Below are 21211 nucleotides of genomic sequence, written 5' to 3'. Positions count from 1 at the left end.
GTAAAAATAAAGGAGTGTTATGTTTTCATCACTTAAAGTGCAGGTCAGTGCCGTATTATCAATTCTAATTTTTTTATTAGTTTTGCAAATTATTACTACTCGCAATAATCAAGCAACCTTATTTAAAGGTTTAAATCTATCGCAACAATCATTGCTTGATGTAAATATTGTTCGAGAACTCGAACGTGATGTAGCCAACTTACAACGTAATGTATTGATCTATAAAGAGTCAGCTAGTCAGTCAGCGGCTATTCGCTACAGTCGCTTAATAAAAGACATTGAAGAGAAACTGCAGATATTAGAACACTCTGTGTTACCAGAAATGCATGAGGAGTCCGGATTAAAGCTGCTTAGCAGAATGCGCCAACATCTAGCTGACTACTCTGATAATTTTAATGATGTTAAAAAAGGCAGAACACGCCGTGAAGCACTATTTGAAAATGGCTTACTCATAGAAATCAACGCTCTAGTAGCCATGTTAGGCAGTCGTGATGAAATACATAACTTACAATCACTTCCCATCACTCGAATAGAGTTTCATTTAGCACGAGTCGAAAATGATGCATTTAATTACATATTGAGTCCAGAACTAGCACATCTTGAACAATTTGAGTCTCAAATAAAAAAGATAAGAGACATTCTAAGTCAATATCCTGCAATATCTGAACTAATACCGACAATAGAAGGTTCAATAGACCAAATTGAACAAAATTTTATACAGCTAACTCAAGTTACTCGAGGGTACTTGTATCTAGTAAATGTTGTTATGACAGGCTCAGCAAATGAGTTTCTGTACTTGACTGCGCAGTTAAGTGAAAACGTTGCACTTTTATCTGAGCAAACAAATACAGTTATTGTCAAAAATATTGAGCAAACCCAAATACGCAACGACATCACTTCGCTATTTGGTATCGTATTCGCTGTTGGCGCTGCTTTATTTTTAGGAATAAGAATAATTGTTCCAATCAATGCTATCACAGACGTTTTTGAGCGGTTAATCAGAAGTAAAAAGATTAGCTCTATCCCCGGTTTGAATCGCAAAGACGATATAGGAAAACTCGCTAAGGCAGCTGATGTATTTCGTCAAAATAACCTACGAACCACAGAATTACTGACTGAGTCACAACACCTTATTGAACGACAAGAGCAGTTAAATTTAGAACTAAATAGCGCAAAAGCTATTGCCGAAAAAGCCACTCAGTCAAAAAGTATTTTTTTAGCCAATATGAGTCACGAAATTCGCACTCCGATGAATGGCATTATTGGTCTCGTGGAGCTGGGCCTAAACGAGAACATGTCTGACAAACTTCGAGAGTATTTAGTTAAAGTAAGTAACTCTAGTCAACTGTTGATGACAGTCATCAACGATATTTTAGATTTTTCTAAAATAGAAGCAGGTAAACTCGATATAGAACAAACCGACTTCTCATTGGACTCTATTTTTAACAGTATACTCGCCAGCACTGCTATGCGAGCAAGAGAAAAAAACTTGAGCGTACGATTGTTTGCAGACCCTAGCTTGCCTAAAAAGTTAGTTGGCGACCCCCAACGTATTTGCCAAATAATGCTAAACCTCTGCACAAATGCTATTAAATTTACACGAAATGGTACTGTATTTATTAGGTTTTGGGGCGAAAGTAGCGGTAAAGCAGGTGCCTTCACTTTGCATGCAAAGGTAAAAGATACCGGTATTGGCATGACAGACGCGCAGCTTGTGAAAATATTTCATCCTTTTACCCAAGCTGATGGGACAACAAGCCGAGAGTTTGGTGGAACAGGTCTTGGTTTAGCCATTGTTCAACAATTGATAAGCTTAATGAATGGCAAGGTAACTGTAACATCAACTAAAAATGAGGGAAGTACCTTTACTTTACAGCTCAAACTCAGAGCATTTAAAGGACAGCCGTGCATATTAAGTCAAACAATATCGTCACCAAAAAGAGTTTACTATGTGCCTGAGTCTCACTTAATCAGCCGTGAGTATTTAGATACAATAACAGAACACTGTCACATCGAAACATTAGCATCTATTCAAAAATCTTCTTTGGCAGAGTCTAGCAGTCAAGCCATCGCAGTCTTTGATGCAAAAAGTAAAGAACACCTGACCGATTTAGAACCCGCGTTAGAATATTGTAAAGCTAAAGCCATTAAATTTGGCTTTATAACAGATACACAACCTCAACAATTAGCACCTGAACTGATAAAAACTTGGCATACACCAGTATTGACTCATCCATTCACACCAAGGGAATTCAGTATATTTGTTGATGAAATCCAAGGAATTTCTGCCTCTACAGATTCCCTATTACCAATTCAGGACCAAACAGTAGAGCATAAGTTAAAAGGCCATGTGTTATTAGTTGAAGACAACAGCATCAATCAAGCCGTTGCGGGTGAAATGCTAAAATCATTAGGAGTGACCTTCGACATAGCAGAAGATGGCCAACAAGCCGTGACAAAAATCACTAACTCCCCTTACTACGATGTTATTTTAATGGACATACAAATGCCTGTCATGGACGGCTATTCTGCAACAAAATTATTACGAGAGTTAGGCTTCACTACACTACCAATATGTGGGTTGTCTGCAAATGCTATGCAGCAAGATTATGAAAAAGCTAACGAATCGGGAATGAACAAATATATAACTAAGCCTTTGAAACGAGACGTATTAGCCAACACATTAGCACAGTGGCTAGACTTTAAAGCCTCTTAACATTGCTCTAAAGTCTTTAATTTTAGGCTAACTGTTGCCAACCTATTAGACAACTCATCTACCCTTTATGAATATCACTTTTATTTTTTGCTTTTTCTATTTGGCTACTTTTAACGCCATGTCTCTCAATTATTGCTTTGCGACAAGACTCATAACTGACCTTCGATTTAGACCAACAGCTATTATTATCACCATTTAAGCAGTATTCGAGCTCAGCCACTGCCAACTTTTTACAAGGTATAAACTCGCTAGATGTCGGCGTTGCACTAACAGAACCTACAAACATAATCCCAATCAAAACAAATAACGTCACTTTTATATGTCTCATTTTATCCCTTACTCATCAGTGTATATAAGCCATAAGATAACGGCACAACCTGAAGTACACAGCCTACACACAAATTCGTGACAGGCACCACAGCAGTTTACCCCTAAGACTACTGCTCAAATATTTTTTTAAAGGCGTTGTACACCGCTAAATGCAGAGCATCACCATGATCCTGTTTTTTTAAATACTCGAAATAAACACTAGTGTTTGTGTTCTCTAAAACCTTCAATTTGTCATACAACTCTCTTGCCGTTCTTTCTGTAACTTCCCCTTCTTTACCTACAGCGATAAATACCGACTTTTGGGAAGTATATAAAGCTGGCGTGTGTTGCAATAAAGACTCACCATCCCACCATAAACTTGGGCTAGTTATAATGTAGTTATCAAATAAATGGGGTTTTTTAAATAAAACCTCAGTGGCTAAAAGCCCTCCAAATGATTGCCCTATCAAGGTTTTTGATGACGTCGTACTATATCTTTCATCTATATAAGGCTGTAGTTCACTTTCTATAAAATTAATAAAATTTTGAGAGTGCCCCGTAGTAGGAAAATCTTGCTTATCCCGCTCATTATGCGTTGGAAACGTAAAGTCCCTTCTTCTATCTACATTAGAAATACCCACAACAATAGAATCGGGCAACATTTTAACCCATGAAAAAGAACCAAACTGAACTAGCCCAGCAATATGAATAAAATCTTCTTCAATGGAACCATCTAATAAATAGATAACAGGGTATTTTTTTAATAAAACGTTTGAATATCCATGAGGCAAATAGACATTTATCACCCTATTTTCATTTAACACCTCAGACTGCAGTACAACTCTCTCCCCAATCGACAGAGTAGTGACCTCAACCTGTTTATTTGTGCCATCAGCTAAAACCTGATGACAGACGAGTAAAGCAATAAGTATTACAAGTGTTTTTATCATCTTCATAGTTATCTTTTATCAAACTCTGTATGAAGTGCTAGATTATGACTACTTTTATACTTTAGCAATAAATTACCCTGTAAAAAGACAAGCAATGTCAACAATCTACCAAAGTAAAACGTTAATAAAGCGCTAAACAAGACTACAGACATTTTCAAGTAGTTCAGAGCCAATAGGGGCATTACTTTTAATAACATTACGGTACAAAGGTTACGTTAATGATAAAAGCAGAATAAGTATTGTCTTCACAGTTTAGTATCCACATGTACCCCCCCTCTTAAACGATTGAAACATAGCGATCCTGCCACCGATTTTAGGGCTGATTGAATAACTTGATTCTCAGTGAACCTCCCTAATCAGCATCCTCTAATTAATACCGTAAAGGCCCGCAGTAACTAACAACTAACTTGATACTCTAACCAATGAATAGTATTCCCAATGACGGCAATACTTCCAGACACGATTAATGTAGTAGCAGACACAAAACCTTCAGCAACTAAAAAAAACTTTAAATCATCCTCATCATTAATGTGCTTTTCATCAAATGATGAACCGCCTACTATCCCCACATATTTACTATCAAGCTCCAACATTCTCGTTGCCATACTGCAATTCGAAGAGTACTTCTGATTGTCTGAAGTCGTTGGGTAAAACACACAAGACGTACAAAAAACCACCACAACAGTCAAAGTTACTATTTTTAACATTCTTTTGCCCTTCAACTAACTTATTTCCATATGTAAAAGTCACGCTGTATTTACCAGCCTCCAACGTCCCAGCTTTTTGCTGTGCCAATAAATTAGGTATCAAAGATAATGAGTTATTGCCAAAATATAGAGATTTTAGGAGCGCTTTATCAGCGAATAAAGGTCCCACAATGATGCATTTATAAGTTGCCATTACCTTCCATTTTTACAATAAGCTATTTAACACGCTGCTCCTTCATTTCTAAATGAAACTGTTTAGCACATTATTCAACCTACTGTACAGGTTGGATTTATTACCACCTTACAAATAACGCACTGGAAAAAGATGTAAATTTCCTAGGTCTTGCTGTTATTCGGAATATTAACTATGAACTGTTTACATAGGTGGCTGAAGATAAGGTAATTCAGGGGCAGTTACCGAGATTACTGCGAGCAAAGCGAATGCTTTGCTCTTATTAAAAAAAAAGACCACTTATCCTCGTTTTTTATTAGCCTGTCTAACACGATGCTTTTTAACTGACCTACGCATACGGCTTAACTTAACATGGTCAAGCTTGTTATCAGCCTCGACTTTAATAAGGGTTTCTTTTTCTTCTGGTAGCTGCACACTTTTACGCAAGGTGTTTAAATCAGGTAAAGGCAATTCAACCCAACCACCTTGAGGTAAGCGCTTTTTAAGCTCCAGCTCACCGTACCGCACCCGAATAAGACGGCTAACCTGCAAACCTTGAGACTCCCAAAGTCTACGAACTTCACGATTACGCCCTTCTGACAGACTCACGTTATACCAGCTATTTTGGCTTTCTTCGTCGCTGGGCTTTTTCACTATTTGGGTGAATTTGGCTTCACCATCTTCTAGTTTTACGCCATCAGTGAGGCGCTTTAGCATCATGTCTTCTACTTCACCAAACACTCGCACAGAATATTCGCGCTCAACTTCATGTTTTGGGTGCATTAGCCGGTTAGCTAGCTCACCGTCATTGGTAAACAATAACAAGCCACTGGTGTTAATATCTAAACGGCCAACCGCTATCCAGCGGCCATTTTTAATGTTGGGCAGACGGTCAAATACTGTGGCTCGGCCTTCAGGGTCTTTGCGGCTACACAACTCCCCTTCTGGTTTGTTGTACATGAGTACGCGGCATATTGGCGAGTCATTAATTGTATTGACTGGGTTACCATCTACTCTAATTTTATCGGTTGGCTCGACTCTGTCACCTAGAGTGGCTAACTTGCCGTTTACCGAAGCACGGCCGGCTTCAATCCATCGTTCCATTTCGCGGCGTGAACCCAAGCCTGCATTGGCTAGGACTTTTTGTAATTTATCACTCATTAATGTAATTGCTCTGGTTGTTCTGATCCATCCGGCAAATCGCTTGCAGGGTCTTCAGTTGTTATTGATGGCAACTCTTGTGTGTTTGACTCGTGGTCTTCGGTCAAGGTTAAAAGTTGCTTACGCTGTTCTTCGCTTTCTGATGAAGCGATAAATTCGTCACTGCTGGGTAAATCACTTAAACTTTTAAGTGAAAAATAGTCCAAAAACTCTTTAGTGGTGGCATATAGTGCTGGCCTACCCGGCACTTCTTTACGGCCAACGACTTTAATCCAACCACGTTCGCTTAGGGTTTTCATAATTTGACTACTAACCGATACGCCACGCACATCTTCAATTTCACCCCGAGTAATTGGCTGACGATAAGCAATTAACGATAGGGTTTCTAGGCTGGCTCTTGAGTAGCGAGGAGCTTGCTCTTGCCATAGTTTGCTTAACCAGGGGCTGAGACTATCCATAGATTGAAAGCGATAGCCGCTAGCCACTTCTACTAACTGAATGCCTCTAGCTTGGTAGTCTAACTTAAGTTCAGCTAACACATCTTTTAGCATAGTTTTACTCACGGCCAAGCCCTCTAGTACCGTTTGTTGTAACCTTTCTTGACTAAGGGGCTCATCAGCAACAAAAATAGCTGACTCAATCAACTGCTTAAGTTGTACCCTAGATATTTTAGCCATGTTCGCCCTCTGCTAATTGCCCTTTATCGAGGCTTACTTTTACATGAATATTAGCGTATGGCTGCGCTTGCACTAATTCTATTAACCCTTCTTTGGCTAATTCTAAAATAGCCAAAAATGTTACCACCACACCTGCTTTACCTTCTCTGTTATAAAACAACTCATCAAACCCTGTATAATGCTCAGACGATAGCTTTTCTAAAATTAAACTCATACGCTCACGGGTAGATAGGGTTTCTTTCTCTATTTGATGGTGTTCAAAGGCTTCTGAACGCTGCATAGCCCCTTGAAATCCTAAAACAAGTTCTTGCAAACTTACCCTTGGTAATATTTTTAGCGGTTTAACCGATGGCGCAGGCTCGGCGCTAGCGTTAAATAAATCTCGGTCTTGCCGTGGAATATTATCTAGCTCTTGTGCCGCCAGTTTAATTTTTTCGTATTCTTTTAAACGCCTTATAAGCTCTGCTCTTGGGTCGTCTTCGTCGTCTTCTGCGTCTGGCCTTTTAGGTAATAAAAGTCGTGATTTCACCTCAGCTAAAATAGCTGCCATCAACAAGTATTCCGCGGCTAATTCTAATTTTAAATCTTTCATCAGCTCAACATATTCCATGTATTGCTGGGTAACTTGATATACTGGGATATTCACTATGTCGAATTTTTGCTTACGAATTAAATACAATAATAGGTCTAGCGGCCCTTCAAAAGCTTCTAAAATAAGTTCTAGCGCATCTGGTGGTATATATAAATCTTCGGGCTTTTCAACTAATGCTTCGCCATTAATAAACGCAAGCGGCAAAGGTTGTTGAACAGGCTCGTTTGCACCATCTGGGTTTGAAAATGAAGAATTATCAGCAGACATGGGTAACTTATACTCTAAATAAAAGGTGTTAAGTCGCCACTACCCTCACGGATAACGGTGGTTTCACCTTCTGATAAATCAATCACAGAGGTAGGATGTTCACCTAAAAAGCCACCGTGGATAATCAAGCCTACTTGTTTTTCAAGTTCATCTCGAATGTCATCAGGGTTTGATTCTGCTATTATTCTGTCTGGCAAAATTAGGGTGGTTGACATCATTGGCTCACCCAATTCTTCTAATAGAGCGAGAGCAATTTTGTTATCTGGCACCCTTATACCTATAGTACGACGTTTAGGGTTTTGTAGCCGTTTAGGCACTTCTTTAGTGGCTTTAAGAATAAAAGTATAAGGCCCTGGAGTATTATTTTTGATCATACGAAACGCGGTGTTATCGACCCTTGCATATTCAGATAACTCAGACATATCTCTGCACATCAATGTGAAGTTGTGATCTTTACCAATTTGTCGAATACGGCAAATTTGCTCAAGGGCGGCTTTATCATTCATGTGGCAGCCAATCGAATATCCAGAATCTGTTGGGTACACAACCACTTCGCCTTTGTGAATCAACTCACTCGACTGCTTAATCAAACGTGCTTGTGGGTTATCGGGGTGGATATAAAAAAACTGACTCATGGGTCTCTCCTATTCTACTATCACAGCAGTATTGCCTAACAAATGGCTAGATTATTTAGCCAATTATTGTATGTTTAAATCCCAATCATGCCATATTGGCACAAGTTGTTCAGGAAGAGAAAGGTTTTTACCTAACTCAGTCCAGCGATTAGGGTAGTGAAAATCTGAACCGCTCGAAGCTTGTAGATTATGCGCTTGTGCAAGGCTAGTTAACAGGGCTTTTTTATCTCGAGACAGATGAGAATGGGTTACTTCCATGCCTTCGCCACCGGCTAAAGTAAACTCATTCACAAGGCGTTTTAACCATTTAGTGGTTATATCGTAGTGACCGGGGTGAGCTAATACTGCTTTGCCTCCCGCTTCTTGTATCCATTTTACGGCTTCTTCTATGCTGATCCATTGCGGCTTTACGTGTGCTTTTTTACCCTTACCTAGATACTTTTTAAAAACACTATCAAAATCTTTTACCACTTGGCGATCAACTAAAACACGAGCAAAGTGAGCTCGGGTTAATTGCCCAACGCCAGCAAGTGTTTTAGCATCATCTAATACATTATGAATACCAACTTTTGCTAGCTTGTCAGACATTTTTTGGGCGCGCCTATCCCGTTCTTTGCTTTGTAAATCTAAGCGTTGTAGGAATAACTCATCGGTATGATCAACATTTAAACCTAAAATATGAATATCAAAATTATGCCAAGAGGTTGAAATTTCAACGCCAGGTAATATTTTCATATCTCGTTTTTGCAGAGCTTGATAATCAATAGCTTGATTAATACCATCTACCGTATCGTGATCAGTAATAGCCAACACATTAACCTGCATAGTGTGAGCGCGGTTAATCAGCTCTTCTGGAGACAGGTGCCCATCAGAATAATGAGTATGGCTATGGAGATCGATTTTCATGCTATAAGTAACTTTTTTTATATTAAAGAATCATTAGGGTGTTGACACAGAAGCCTTTTTGTTTTCTTCTATACCCGTCGAAAGATTTTAATATATTAACACTGATTCGACTTTGATTATCAGAAATAACAAAAAGAGAACTGAGATACATGAAAAATATTCAAGCACACATCATTTGGTGGTGGCACAACCTGAACTAACGGGCTGTGAGTGTTTGTATTTTTGCAAATAAAATTCCAAGAAAGCCCGTATAATATGCGGGCTTTTTTACATCTGCTCGCCAAGAAAAATATCAATTGAGAATAAAATAATGAGTTTAGCCCAGTTAACAGAGCAGACAGGTAAAGTAGAAACCCTAGTCATTCAAGCAGATTATATTGCTGACCCACTCCATGCGTATCAGTATTTGTGCCAAGGAAAAACGAATAACCTTCTGCTTGAATCAGCCGAGATTAACAGTAAAGACAACCTAAAAAGTTTACTTTTAGTTGATGCCGCGGTAAAACTTGAGTGCAATGGTTCAGTGGTAACTTGCCGAGCATTAACAGATAACGGCCACGCCGTTTTACCCATGTTTGATGAATACTGCCCAGTGGGTGTGAACCATCACTATGCCCCTTCAGCGGGAGTGGTGACGTTAACCTTTCCCGAAGCAGATTCTGAGTTAGATGAAGACAGTCGCCTAAAAGCCCCCGCAGTATTTGACGTACTTAGGTTAATCACCAATAAGATTACTGCCATTCGTAATCATCCTAATGCGGTATTCTTAGGAGGCGCGCTAGCTTACGACTTACTCGCTAGCTTTGAAAAATTACCCGATGTAAAAGGCAGCGCTAATACCTGTCCTGATTTCGTGTTTTATCTTGCTGAAAGCTTAGTGGTAATCGACCATCAAACTAAACAAACCGATATTATTGGCAGTGTTTTTAGTGGTAAAAACATTGGTAATAACTTTTTTACGATTAGTCAGCGTTTAGAACAGATAAAACATAAGCTCAGCACTATCAAGCCTCTTGCCGTGGTGGTTAAAAACCCCATAGACACCAACAGCTTAACGGTTAATAAGTCTGACGAAGAGTACAAGCAAGATGTGGTGCGTTTGAAAGAAGATATTTTGGCTGGAGATATTTTTCAAGTCGTACCTTCTCGTACCTTTAGTTTACCTTGTCCACACCCACACGACGCTTATCGTGAGCTTAAAAAACAAAACCCTAGCCCCTATATGTTTTTTTTACAGGATGACGACTTTAGTATTTTTGGGGCATCCCCCGAGTCAGCCTTAAAATATACCAAGCAAACTAATCAAGTCGAAATTTACCCTATAGCGGGTACTCGCCCAAGAGGTAAGCGGGCTGACGGTAGTCTCGACTTAGACTTAGATTGTCGCTTAGAACTAAACCTGCAAGAAGATCAAAAAGAACGAGCTGAACATATCATGTTGGTAGATTTAGCCCGAAATGACGTAGCTAAAGTATCAAAACCTGGCACCCGTTATGTTACAGACCTACTTAAAGTTGATCGCTATTCACACGTCATGCATTTGGTATCTAGAGTGGTGGGCCAACTACGTGAAGATTTAGACGCTTTAAATGCTTATCAAGCATGCATGAACATGGGCACTTTGGTAGGCGCGCCTAAAGTAAGTGCAGCGACTCTGATTCGAGAAGTTGAGCAAGAGCGTCGCGGCAGTTACGGTGGTGCTGTTGGGTATTTAAACAACAATGGAGATATGGATACCTGTATCGTTATTCGTTCTGCCTTTGTTAAAAATAACACCGCATACATTCAAGCAGGTGCGGGAGTGGTATTTGATTCAGACCCGCAATCTGAAGCAGACGAAACCCGTGGTAAAGCACAGGCCGTGATTAGCGCCATTATCTCAAGCTCACAAACTCAAGGAGATGCGTAATGAATACAGCTACTGTAAACCAAAAAACCTGCGTGTTCTTGTTAGATAACTTTGATTCATTTACATACAACCTTGTAGATGAACTTAGAACCCTAGGCCTAGAGTTAATTGTATATCGCAACTCAGTCCCTGCTGAATTAATCTTACAAAAGATGCAGCAAAAGGCCACAGAGAAAGACTCTCAAGGCCACACAAAACAAGTCATGTTAATGCTCTCTCCTGGGCCTGGCACCCCTGCTCAAGCGGGTTCAATGTTAACCTTACTTAATTTGGTGAAAGGTAAATTCCCTGTATTGGGTATTTGTCTTGGGCATCAAGCTATTGTTGAAGCCTATGGTGGTAAAATTATTCGAGCCAATAAAGTCATGCACGGTAAGTCTTCTTTTATAGAGCACTGCGGTGATAAAATGTTCGCTGATATGCCACAACCTTTGCCAGTTGCTCGATATCACTCATTAATGGCAAGTGAAATGCCAGAAGAGCTGGCTTTATTAGCTAACTATGAACAGATCCCTATGGCGGTGGCGCACTTACAAGATAAAATGCTGGGTTTTCAGTTTCATCCAGAATCAATTCTGACTTCTCATGGCAGTCAATTACTGATGCAAAGCATACAATTTTTAACTCAGGATAAGGTATAAAGCAGATGATCCACACTATTCTTGAACAGCTATATCAAGGCCAAGACTTAAAACAAGATGACGTTACCCAGATCTTTTCTGAGGTAGTCACAGGCCAAGTAGACGATATTATTTTATCTTCTTTGCTAACTGCGTTAAAAATAAAAGGTGAACAACCTAGCGAAATCGCTGGTGCAGCCAATGCTTTAATAGCTAATGCCGCTGCTTTTCCTCGCCCTGATTATGACTTTGCAGATATTGTAGGCACTGGGGGTGATGGCCACAACACTATTAATATTTCATCAGCCTCGGCTATTGTTGCTGCCAGTTGTGGTTTGCGAGTGGCAAAACATGGTAACCGCAGCGTATCAAGCAAATCTGGCTCTGCAGACCTATTTAATGCCTTTGGCTTAGCACTTCCCATGTCAGCGGATATTGCTCGTAAGTGCCTTGATGATTCAAACTTGTGTTTTTTGTTTGCTCCTAATTATCACTCGGGAATTCGTCATGCGATGCCAGTTCGAACCACCCTTAAAACACGAACCCTCTTTAATTTGTTAGGGCCTTTAGTTAACCCCGCTCGTCCCAGTCATATCATCATTGGGGTTTATGCCCCTGAACTTTTAAAGCCGTTTGCACAAACCTTGCAACTTTTAGGTTATCAAAAAGCACTTGTTGTGCATGGCAGCGGCTTAGATGAGTTTGCTTTGCACGGAGAAACACAGGTGGTAGAGGTAAATGGCGAAGTACTCACTGAATATTCTGTGTCGCCAGCAGACTTTGGTCTTGAAAACTATCCACTTGAGGCCATTAAAGGTGGAGAGCCTGAAGAAAATAAAGCCCTAATCGAAGATGTGTTGGTAGGAAATGGTCAACCTGCACACCAAGCAGCCGTCGCCATGAATACCGGTGCACTGCTTAAATTGTGTGGCAAAACTGACACGTATGCACTAGGTGCAGAGATGGCAATAGCGGCCATGGCACAAAAATTACCTTTAGCCACCATTAACCAATCTGCTGATATCAGCCAACATTCATAAGGGGATAATTAAGTCAGATGGCTAACGTATTAGAAAAAATTGTTTTAGACAAACAGCAAGAAATCACACAACGTAAACTAGACTTACCGCTAGAAACCTTTATTGATGACTTAACTTCATCTGATAGAAGTTTTTATGATGCCTTAGCACAGCCTAATGCGGGCTTTGTTTTAGAATGTAAAAAAGCGTCTCCATCTAAAGGGTTAATACGTGAAAACTTTAACCTAGATGAAATTATTCAAGCTTACGGCCCTTATGCCGCATGTATATCGGTATTGACCGATGAGAAATACTTTCAGGGTAAATTTGAATACTTAGAGTATGTGCGTGCCAATGTCACTCAGCCTGTTATCAATAAAGACTTTTTCATTGAGCCTTATCAAATTTACTTGGCCCGTTATCATAATGCAGATGCCGTATTACTCATGCTATCTGTATTAAGCGATGAAGATTACACCACCTTGGCAACCCTAGCTGAGCGTTACCAACTAGACGTATTAACAGAAGTCAGTAACGAAGAAGAAGTACTAAGAGCGTGCCAGTTAAAAGCCAAGATTATCGGTATTAATAATCGTGACTTACGTGATTTAAGTACCGATTTGGCTACCACCGAACGTTTAGTTCCGCTTATTAAAGAATATGCCAGTCATGACCATGTGATCATTTCTGAGTCTGGTATTTACACTCATCAAGATGTATTAAGGCTTGCTCCTATTGCTGATGGCTTCTTAGTGGGCAGTTCATTAATGGCAGAAGATGACGTTAAGCTTGCTACCAAACAGTTGATTTACGGAACAGTAAAGGTGTGCGGTACCACCAGTTTGTCTGGCGCAAAAATGGTTAAGGACAGTCCCGCGAGCTATGCCGGTTTAATATTTGCTGAGAAATCTAAGCGCTACGTTACCTTAGAGCAAGCTAGACAAATTACCTATGCTGTGCCATTTAACTACGTTGGGGTGTTTGTGAATGCACCTATCGAAAAAGTCGTTAGGTACTCTAAAGAATTTAGCTTAGCTGCTGTGCAGTTACACGGTCGAGAAGACCAAAAATATATAGACCAACTAGGTGTCCTATTGCACCCAAATTGTCAAATATGGTTAGCTAAAGGTGTCAAAGACAGCCTGCCAGACATGGACGAAAAAAATGTCGACTTATTCTTATTAGATTGCCAAGTAGGTGAGCAATCTGGGGGCACAGGCCAAACATTTGGTTGGCAATTGCTAGATGGGATCGCTGGTAAATCTAACATTGTTTTAGCCGGTGGCATCAATCCCGACAATATAAAACAAGCTGCTAATTATGGACTTGCCATGCTTGATTTAAACTCAGGAGTAGAAAGCGCTCCGGGTATTAAAGCGCAAGCAAAAGTTGACCAAGCGTTTAGTGAATTAAGAAAATATTAAGTGCAATTTGTGACTGTAGCCAAAGCGAAAGTCTCAAAAACTACAAAAGTTAAAGTGAGTGAGTAATAAATGAATCATTTAGATAGTAAATTTGGGGAATACGGCGGCATGTATGTGCCTGAGTTGCTAATTCCTGCATTAGACCAACTTGAACAAGCTTTTATTGACGCTCAAAAAGATCCTGAGTTTCAGGCTGAGTTTATGGGCCTATTAAAAGATTACGCTGGCCGCCCAACAGCCATGACCTTAACCCGTAATTTAGTCAGCAACCCAAAGGTAAAACTTTACCTCAAACGTGAAGACTTATTACATGGTGGAGCCCACAAAACCAATCAAGTTTTAGGCCAAGCATTACTTACCAAGCGAATGGGTAAAACTGAGGTTATTGCCGAAACAGGCGCAGGACAACATGGTGTAGCTACGGCATTAGCCTGTGCTTTAATGGGTTTGAAAGCAAAAATTTACATGGGGGCCAAAGATGTAGAGCGTCAAGCACCAAATGTATTTAGAATGCGTTTGATGGGAGCTGAGGTTATCCCCGTCACTGCGGGCTCTGGCACTTTAAAAGATGCTGTAAACGAGGCAATGCGTGACTGGTCTGCGAATTATGACAAAGCTCACTACCTTTTAGGTACGGCTGCGGGCCCTCACCCATTCCCGACTATAGTGAGAGAGTTTCATCGCATGATAGGTGAAGAAACTCGTGCTCAAATATTAGAAAAAGAGGACCGTTTGCCAGATGCTGTGGTGGCATGTGTAGGCGGGGGCTCCAATGCTATTGGCATGTTTGCCGATTTTATTGACACACCAAGTGTGAAATTAATAGGCGTGGAACCTGCTGGTAAAGGCGTTCACACCAAAGAACATGGTGCGCCGCTAGGTAACGGTACGACTGGAATATTACACGGTGCCTATAGCTATATTATGCAAGACGAAGACGGCCAAATTGAAGAGTCTTACTCTGTATCTGCGGGGTTAGACTACCCAGCAGTTGGCCCTCAACATGCTTATTTATCTGATATTGGCCGCGCTGAATATGTGTCTGTTACAGATGATGAAGCATTAAACGCTTTTCAAATTTTATCTCGTAAAGAAGGCATTATCCCTGCTCTTGAGTCATCTCATGCTTTAGCTCATGCTTTAAATATGGCTGATGAGACTGAAGACGAGACGATAATTGTGGTTAATTTATCAGGCAGAGGCGACAAAGATTTAGCCCATGTTCATAGCATTCTTGGTGATGCCTTTATGGGAGATAATAACCATGACTAACTCTATCGATCGCTACAACGATATGTTTAAAAGCTTAGAAGAAAAAAATCAAGGAGGATTTGTCCCTTTTGTTATGGTAGGTGACCCTGATGCAGATACCTCAGTTGATATAATTAATGCCCTCATCGAAGGAGGAGCAGATGCACTGGAATTAGGCTTTCCTTATTCAGATCCTATTGCCGATGGTCCTACCATTCAAAATGCAGCAATTCGCGCATTAAGTCACAACATTAAAACGTCAGAATGTTTTGAAGTCATAAAAAAAGTGCGAAATGGTAATAAGAACATTCCTATTGGTTTGCTTTTATATAGTAATTTAGTGCTAAAACGTGGCATTGAAACATTCTATCAAGACGCCGCTGATGCGGGCGTTGACTCAATTTTAATAGCGGATGTACCACTACGTGAAGCTGACCGTTTTATAGCCATGGCTGAACAAACCGGTATTAAACAAATATTAATTGCTCCGCCAAATGCCAGTGATGAAACCTTAGCTGAGATTGGTGAAAAATCACAAGGCTATACCTACCTGCTTGGTCGAGCAGGTGTAACTGGTGCCGAAACTGCAGTGAGTATTCCTACTAGTGAATTAATCAATAAACTGACTAAATTTAAAGTTGCACCACCTTTGCTTGGTTTTGGAATATCCACCCCAGACCAAGTAGCAGACGCCATATACTCCGGTGCTGCGGGGGCAATTTCTGGCTCAGCAACGGTAAATATCATTGCAGAAAACTTAGAGCAACCTAAAGTAATGTTAGAAAAACTCAAAGGCTTTGTTTCAAGTATGAAAGCTGCAACCCATAAGTAACAAATTATGCCCTTGATATACGTCAATCATTAAGGGCTTTCACTAAGGAAACACCATGTGGTACGTCATTTATTCTGAAGATGTAGAAAACAGCTTACCTTTGCGTAAGCAAACTCGAGCTGCGCATTTAGAACGGATCCAAGGATTAGCAGATCAAGGTAGAGTGCTAGTCGCTGGCCCCTGCCCTGCAATCGATAGCGAAGATCCAGGAGAAGCGGGCTTTACAGGTTCGGTGGTTATTATCGACTTTCCAAGTTTAGAAGAAGCAAAAGCTTGGGCAGATACAGACCCTTACGCCCTGGCAGGCGTATATCAAAAAGTTGTGGTTAAGCCCTATAAAGTAGTGCTGCCATTATAAATAAAAAGCGAGGTTTAATGACGCTACTTAATAAAAGGCGCTTAATACCCAAAAGCAATTTGTCGATGCATCTTGTTTAAGGCTAATGAAAATTTGATCTTTAGGAGCAAAATTTGTACACCCCCAATTTAGAGTTACTATCTCCCGCTATAGAATTGAGTGCAATGAGAGCGCAGGGGGCTGGGGGGCAAAACGTCAATAAAGTATCTAGCGCTATTCACTTAAGGTTTGATATCAAACATGCATCTATTCCGGAGTATGTAAAACAAAAGTTGTTATCAGCAAATGATAAACGTATTACCCAAGAAGGTATTTTAATTGTCAAAGCACAAAATCATCGTACACAAGAAATGAACAAGCAGGATGCACTAGAAAGATTAACTGAAATATTGGTAGAAGCGGGTAAATTGCAAAAATCCCGCAGAGCCACCAAACCCACTCGTAGCTCTCAAAGAAAACGAGTCGACAGAAAAGTAAAATCAGGAAAGACTAAAGCATTGCGACGCAGAGTAGACTATTAATACGGCTCAGTATCAATATTTATACTATAAACATACATTTGACCACTCTACTACTTGTATGATTTCTTTACAAAAGTACAATATTTAGTCTCTTTATGTATATTAAACTGTCGAGTATTTTTACATAAATTTCAAAACATAAAGAAAAAATGAAATAAAAATCTTTAAAAACAAAAGGATGCAAATTCGGCATGATTTATGCTATACGCCAAGAAAATGTGTTATTGTCGATTTCTCAGGTATATTTTATGAAGTTCAAAATTTTATTTACTGCGTTAATTTTACTAGGTGGGCTTTGTAGTCAGGTAAATGCAACTGTTAACACCCAATCCCATGTGGGATCGTACAATCTGATTCTTAAGAATGACCTGCAAACGAATGCTGAAGTTGAAGGCAGTGCATATATAGGTGGTAACATAAATGGAAATACAATTGTATTTGGCGCCGCTTTGTCTTCTGAGACTAATGTTGACGCTGTTACCGTTGTTGGAAATATTAGTCCTAAATTAACGATTCAAAACGGGCATAATGCAGTTTATGGCGGCACATCAGCCAATGGCTTTAACCTAAACGGTGGCGGTAGCGCCACTAACGTTTCACAATCAACACTCGCATCTGAATTTAACAGCATCTATGACCAAGTCATAAGTGATAGTAACTATTTTGCAGGTTTAGAAACAAATGGCAGCTTTGACGGCTCTGATCAAAACAACAAGTTAATCACAGCAAATGAAACTTCTGGCTTAAATGTTATTAATATCAATGCTAGTGACTTAAGTAATGGTGGAGAACTTGACCTTGCACAAATACCTGACGTCCCTGTCGTAGTTAATGTCATTGGTGGTGGAGATATAGTCATAACGACTAAAATTGGTAATAAAGGAGCTGGCCTTCAAGGTGACTCATTAGCCTCTTTAGTTTTGTGGAATTTTAATACAGCCACATCTATTAGTTTTCAAGGAGATGGTTGGGTTGGCTCTATACTCGCTCCTTATGCAGATGTATCAAGCTCTACAGGTCATTTAGAAGGGGCATTGGCGGCCAAGTCATATAGTGGAAATGTTGAACTTCATAACTCTTTGTTTGCGTATACACCAGACACAAGTACCACAACTCCAACAGAAGTTCCCGCTCCAACTGGGCTAGCCCTGATGGGTCTAGGGTTGTTATTTATTACCCGTCGACAGTTTAAAAAGTAATGTTTGATTTCAGTTAAAATAACATAACTGGTATGATAAAAAAGACGGATTTATCCGTCTTTTTTATTTTTAAAGGTTAAATAAATGCACAAGAAATTGAGAGATATTCTGACTATTACTTGGAATCGAAGAGTAGTAATAGCGTTAGGTGTTTTTACTTCCACGCTAGTATTTGCAGATCCTCAATTACACTACGAAAATGCATTATCGGCATATAAAGCAGAACGGTTCGACGAATCAATGATTCACCTTAAAAATGCGTTGCATGAGAACCCCGAAAACCTTCCTTCAAAAGTGTTAATGGGTCAGCTATTAACGGAACAAGGGCAATATAGAACTGCAGAAATTGAATTTAAAGAAGCTATATTTCAAGGCGCAGATGTAAGCTTATTTGCCACTTCTTGGGGAATTACGCTTATAAAACTAAAAGAGTATCAAAGAGTTATTGACTATGCCGACTATAACTCATTTCCAAATGTTCAATTAAAAGATTGGTTAAGGCTAAGAGCCAATGCTTGTATGCAAGCCAAAAACTACGAGTGTGCAACTGAGAGTTATGTAGAGTTGGGCGAGGTTTCAAAAGATAAAACTGAACAATTAAACGGCTTAGCAAATATTGCACTTACGCAAAAAAACTATTTAGAAGCACAAAGCTATTTATCACAAGCGGGAAATATTAACACCAAAAACCCAGTTACTTGGCAATTAAAAGGCTTAGTTTCAAGACAGCAAAATAACTTAGCAGATGCACTTATCTACCTTGAAAAAGCATTTGAGTTAAATCCTGACAACCCTTACATCTTGAGGCACCTTGCTGATGTCTATTTAGCATCAAGTAATCAAGAAGCGGCTAAGAAAACCGTCAATACCATATTAACTGCTGACCCAAATGATCCGTTTGCGATTTTGGTAAATAGTTGGTTACAACAGGGAACAGTTTTAGCGCCCGACGCTGAGATAAAATTTAATGAGTTATCAGCAAAAATTAAAAACTATCCTAATCAACTAGTTAAACAAGAACAATCTCTACTATTTTTAAGGGCCTTGATTGAATTTAGAGAAGAAAACTATGAGTTTGCTATACGAGACTTTATTGCACTTCGGAAATTTGATGAAAGCGATTTATCACCAATTATTTACTTAGCTAAAAGCTATATAGCACTTAATAAAGAAAAGAAAGCTATGGCGATATTAGAAGACAATCAGCATATGTTTAAAGCGCTTCCTGATACTTTAATAATGCTAGGAGATTTGTACATAAATAATGATAAAAACTTTAAAGCACTATCATTAATAGAAACACTAAATGAAAACCACACAGACAACATTCAGGTAAAACTGCTACAGACAAAGTTGTTAATTGCTAGAGGAAAAATACACCAAGGGCTGCAAAACCTTGATGAACTACTAAAACAAGCGCCTGATAATCAAGCTGTGTTATTGGTTCACAGTATATTAAATTTACAAGCGAAACGTTTTTCTCGCGCCGATACAAGTGTGACTAAACTATTAACGCTACAACCAGATGATCCAGTATCCTTAAATATTAAAGGTGCAATATTAATCAAGCTGAACCAAGTTGCCGAGGCACAAACTTACCTTAACAAAGCCCTATCAATACACCCTGATTTTACATCAGCGACCTATAATTTAGCATCTACTTGGTATTTGCTTGGAGATTCGGTTAGAGCTAAACAATTAATTGCAAGCATATTAACTAGTACCCCTAACTATCAAGCTGCGCTTTTATTACTTGCTGAAATACAGATCAAGCAGAACGCCCCCGAAGACGCGTTAAAAAACTATCGAAAAGTACTTTTAAGCGACAAACAGAATGTAGCTGCGTTAGAAGGGCTAACGTCTATTTATGTTGCTCGGAAAGAATATAAAAGCGCATTGCTTCAGCTTAATCGACTGAGTAGTAGTGACCAAGAGAACCCCAAATATGTTATCCAAAAAGCACAGATTTACGTTGCTCAAAACGACAAAGAAAACAGTCAACGAACAATGCAGGAATTGCAAAGGCTAAGTAATAATAATGCAGCACTAATGATTGCACTACATAAGTTACAATTACTAACGGGTGATAGACAAGCCGCAACTCAGTCTCTAATTAGAGCGCAAAAATTGCAGCCAGGTAGTCTTAGGTTGGCAGTGCAAGTATCTGAATTTTTACTTAATGAAAATGAAACTAAAGCTGCGGCCGTTGAACTCGACAAGCTGGCGAATAAGTATCCTAAACAAGCTCAAGTATCGTTCTTACAAGGTAGATTAGCTGAACAACAAGGTGATTTAAACACGGCTAACCAGCTTTATTTAAAAACCTTAGATATAAACGAAAACTTTGAACTAGCATTAGCCAAGATGTATGCATTAACGTTAAAAGGGGTTCCTTCTAGCCCATTTAAGAATAAAATTGAGCAGATAGTTAATAATAACCCAGAGCGTTTCTTTCCTCGTAATTTGCTCGCCCAGTACCATTATTATCAAAAAGAATACGAGCTAGCAGCACAACAATATGAGCGCCTATTACAACACTCAGATTTAAAAGATCCTCAAGGGATTTTAAATAGATTAGCAAAAATATACATGAATTCTGACATAAAAAAGAGTATGCAATATGCAGCGCAGGCTTATGAGATAAATAATAAAGAACCAAACACGTTAACGACTTATGGTTGGTTGTTGACTCAAAATAAACAACCTAAGCAAGGACTGGAGTTACTAAGAAGAGCCTACTCGCGAGACCAGAAAAACCTAGCTTTACGCTATTACATAGCTGTTAGTTTGAATATGTTAGGTCTAGTTAATGAAGCAAAGTCTGAGCTAGAATCACTTTTTGATAAAAAGCAAAATTTTACTGAAAAAGAGGCAGCTACTGCACTTTATAAGGAGCTAAGTAATAAATAACTAAGGTTCAAAATTAGTTCAGCTAAAGTTCAGGCAAGAAATATTAACATTGTTATCACTTTCAAAACGGAGTAAT

19 protein-coding genes are annotated in these 21211 nt (G+C 39.4%); 11 read left to right on the top strand and 8 right to left on the bottom strand.

What is annotated here, in order from left to right; genetic code table 11:
- Nucleotides 1-19 precede the first annotated feature (19 nt).
- Nucleotides 20-2716, top strand: a complete 2697-nt coding sequence (locus ABJD71_RS01830) for an ATP-binding protein (RefSeq protein WP_348163642.1) — start codon at nt 20-22, stop codon at nt 2714-2716.
- Between the two features lie 58 nt (nt 2717-2774).
- On the opposite strand, the gene ABJD71_RS01825 is transcribed toward ABJD71_RS01830, so the two are convergent.
- From ABJD71_RS01825 to ABJD71_RS01790, 8 genes are all read right to left on the bottom strand, one after another.
- Nucleotides 2775-3044, bottom strand: coding sequence for a hypothetical protein (locus tag ABJD71_RS01825; RefSeq protein ID WP_348163639.1), 270 nt, complete (start codon nt 3042-3044; stop codon nt 2775-2777).
- 109 nt (nt 3045-3153) lie between these two features.
- Nucleotides 3154-3981, bottom strand: coding sequence for an alpha/beta hydrolase-fold protein (locus ABJD71_RS01820; protein ID WP_348163636.1), 828 nt, complete (start codon nt 3979-3981; stop codon nt 3154-3156).
- Between the two features lie 389 nt (nt 3982-4370).
- On the bottom strand, nt 4371-4682 hold the full coding sequence (locus ABJD71_RS01815; protein ID WP_348163633.1) for a hypothetical protein: 312 nt from the start codon (nt 4680-4682) through the stop codon (nt 4371-4373).
- Nucleotides 4683-5154: 472 nt separating this feature from the next.
- The gene (gene rluB / locus ABJD71_RS01810; protein ID WP_348163630.1) at nt 5155-6015 is read right to left on the bottom strand and encodes a 23S rRNA pseudouridine(2605) synthase RluB; all 861 of its coding nucleotides are present in this window, start codon (nt 6013-6015) and stop codon (nt 5155-5157) included.
- A complete protein-coding gene (gene scpB / locus ABJD71_RS01805; protein ID WP_348163627.1) occupies nt 6015-6692 on the bottom strand; it encodes an SMC-Scp complex subunit ScpB in 678 nt (225 codons plus the stop codon). Before scpB ends, rluB begins: the two co-directional genes overlap by 1 nt.
- Nucleotides 6685-7551 carry a ScpA family protein gene (locus ABJD71_RS01800; RefSeq protein ID WP_348163624.1) on the bottom strand — a complete coding sequence of 289 codons (867 nt, stop codon included), beginning with the start codon at nt 7549-7551 and terminating at the stop codon, nt 6685-6687. The genes scpB and ABJD71_RS01800 overlap by 8 nt, the downstream gene beginning before the upstream one ends.
- A gap of 14 nt (nt 7552-7565) precedes the next feature.
- The gene (locus ABJD71_RS01795) at nt 7566-8186 is read right to left on the bottom strand and encodes an L-threonylcarbamoyladenylate synthase (RefSeq protein ID WP_348163621.1); all 621 of its coding nucleotides are present in this window, start codon (nt 8184-8186) and stop codon (nt 7566-7568) included.
- Between the two features lie 63 nt (nt 8187-8249).
- Entirely contained in the window at nt 8250-9092 is an 843-nt protein-coding gene (locus ABJD71_RS01790; protein ID WP_348163617.1) for a PHP domain-containing protein, read from the bottom strand.
- Nucleotides 9093-9402: 310 nt separating this feature from the next.
- Between ABJD71_RS01790 and ABJD71_RS01785 the strand changes: the two genes are divergently transcribed.
- The 10 genes from ABJD71_RS01785 to prsT all read left to right on the top strand — a co-directional run bounded on the left by ABJD71_RS01785 (nt 9403) and on the right by prsT (nt 21135).
- Nucleotides 9403-11001 carry an anthranilate synthase component 1 gene (locus ABJD71_RS01785; protein WP_348163615.1) on the top strand — a complete coding sequence of 533 codons (1599 nt, stop codon included), beginning with the start codon at nt 9403-9405 and terminating at the stop codon, nt 10999-11001.
- Entirely contained in the window at nt 11001-11642 is a 642-nt protein-coding gene (locus ABJD71_RS01780; protein WP_348163612.1) for an aminodeoxychorismate/anthranilate synthase component II, read from the top strand. The genes ABJD71_RS01785 and ABJD71_RS01780 overlap by 1 nt, the downstream gene beginning before the upstream one ends.
- Nucleotides 11643-11647: 5 nt before the next feature.
- On the top strand, nt 11648-12661 hold the full coding sequence (gene trpD / locus ABJD71_RS01775) for an anthranilate phosphoribosyltransferase (protein ID WP_348163609.1): 1014 nt from the start codon (nt 11648-11650) through the stop codon (nt 12659-12661).
- A 17-nt stretch (nt 12662-12678) separates the two neighbouring features.
- Entirely contained in the window at nt 12679-14064 is a 1386-nt protein-coding gene (gene trpCF, locus ABJD71_RS01770; protein ID WP_348163606.1) for a bifunctional indole-3-glycerol-phosphate synthase TrpC/phosphoribosylanthranilate isomerase TrpF, read from the top strand.
- A 69-nt stretch (nt 14065-14133) separates the two neighbouring features.
- Nucleotides 14134-15336 carry a tryptophan synthase subunit beta gene (gene trpB / locus ABJD71_RS01765; protein WP_348163603.1) on the top strand — a complete coding sequence of 401 codons (1203 nt, stop codon included), beginning with the start codon at nt 14134-14136 and terminating at the stop codon, nt 15334-15336.
- Complete coding sequence (gene trpA, locus ABJD71_RS01760; RefSeq protein ID WP_348163600.1) at nt 15329-16147, top strand: tryptophan synthase subunit alpha; 819 nt, start codon at nt 15329-15331, stop codon at nt 16145-16147. The genes trpB and trpA overlap by 8 nt, the downstream gene beginning before the upstream one ends.
- Before the next feature lie 55 nt (nt 16148-16202).
- On the top strand, nt 16203-16505 hold the full coding sequence (locus tag ABJD71_RS01755) for a YciI family protein (RefSeq protein ID WP_348163597.1): 303 nt from the start codon (nt 16203-16205) through the stop codon (nt 16503-16505).
- A 113-nt stretch (nt 16506-16618) separates the two neighbouring features.
- The gene (gene arfB, locus ABJD71_RS01750; protein ID WP_348163594.1) at nt 16619-17026 is read left to right on the top strand and encodes an alternative ribosome rescue aminoacyl-tRNA hydrolase ArfB; all 408 of its coding nucleotides are present in this window, start codon (nt 16619-16621) and stop codon (nt 17024-17026) included.
- A 248-nt stretch (nt 17027-17274) separates the two neighbouring features.
- Nucleotides 17275-18225: a choice-of-anchor A family protein gene (locus ABJD71_RS01745; RefSeq protein ID WP_348163591.1), complete on the top strand. Its 951-nt coding sequence runs from the start codon at nt 17275-17277 to the stop codon at nt 18223-18225.
- Between the two features lie 84 nt (nt 18226-18309).
- Nucleotides 18310-21135, top strand: a complete 2826-nt coding sequence (gene prsT, locus ABJD71_RS01740) for an XrtA/PEP-CTERM system TPR-repeat protein PrsT (protein ID WP_348163588.1) — start codon at nt 18310-18312, stop codon at nt 21133-21135.
- Nucleotides 21136-21211 lie beyond the last annotated feature (76 nt).

Origin of the sequence: Paraglaciecola sp. (assembly GCF_039943935.1) — a bacterium.
Classification (GTDB): Bacteria; Pseudomonadota; Gammaproteobacteria; order Enterobacterales; family Alteromonadaceae; genus Paraglaciecola.
Note: the sequence above shows the minus strand (reverse complement) of the source record. Positions and strands in the feature narration are given on the sequence as shown.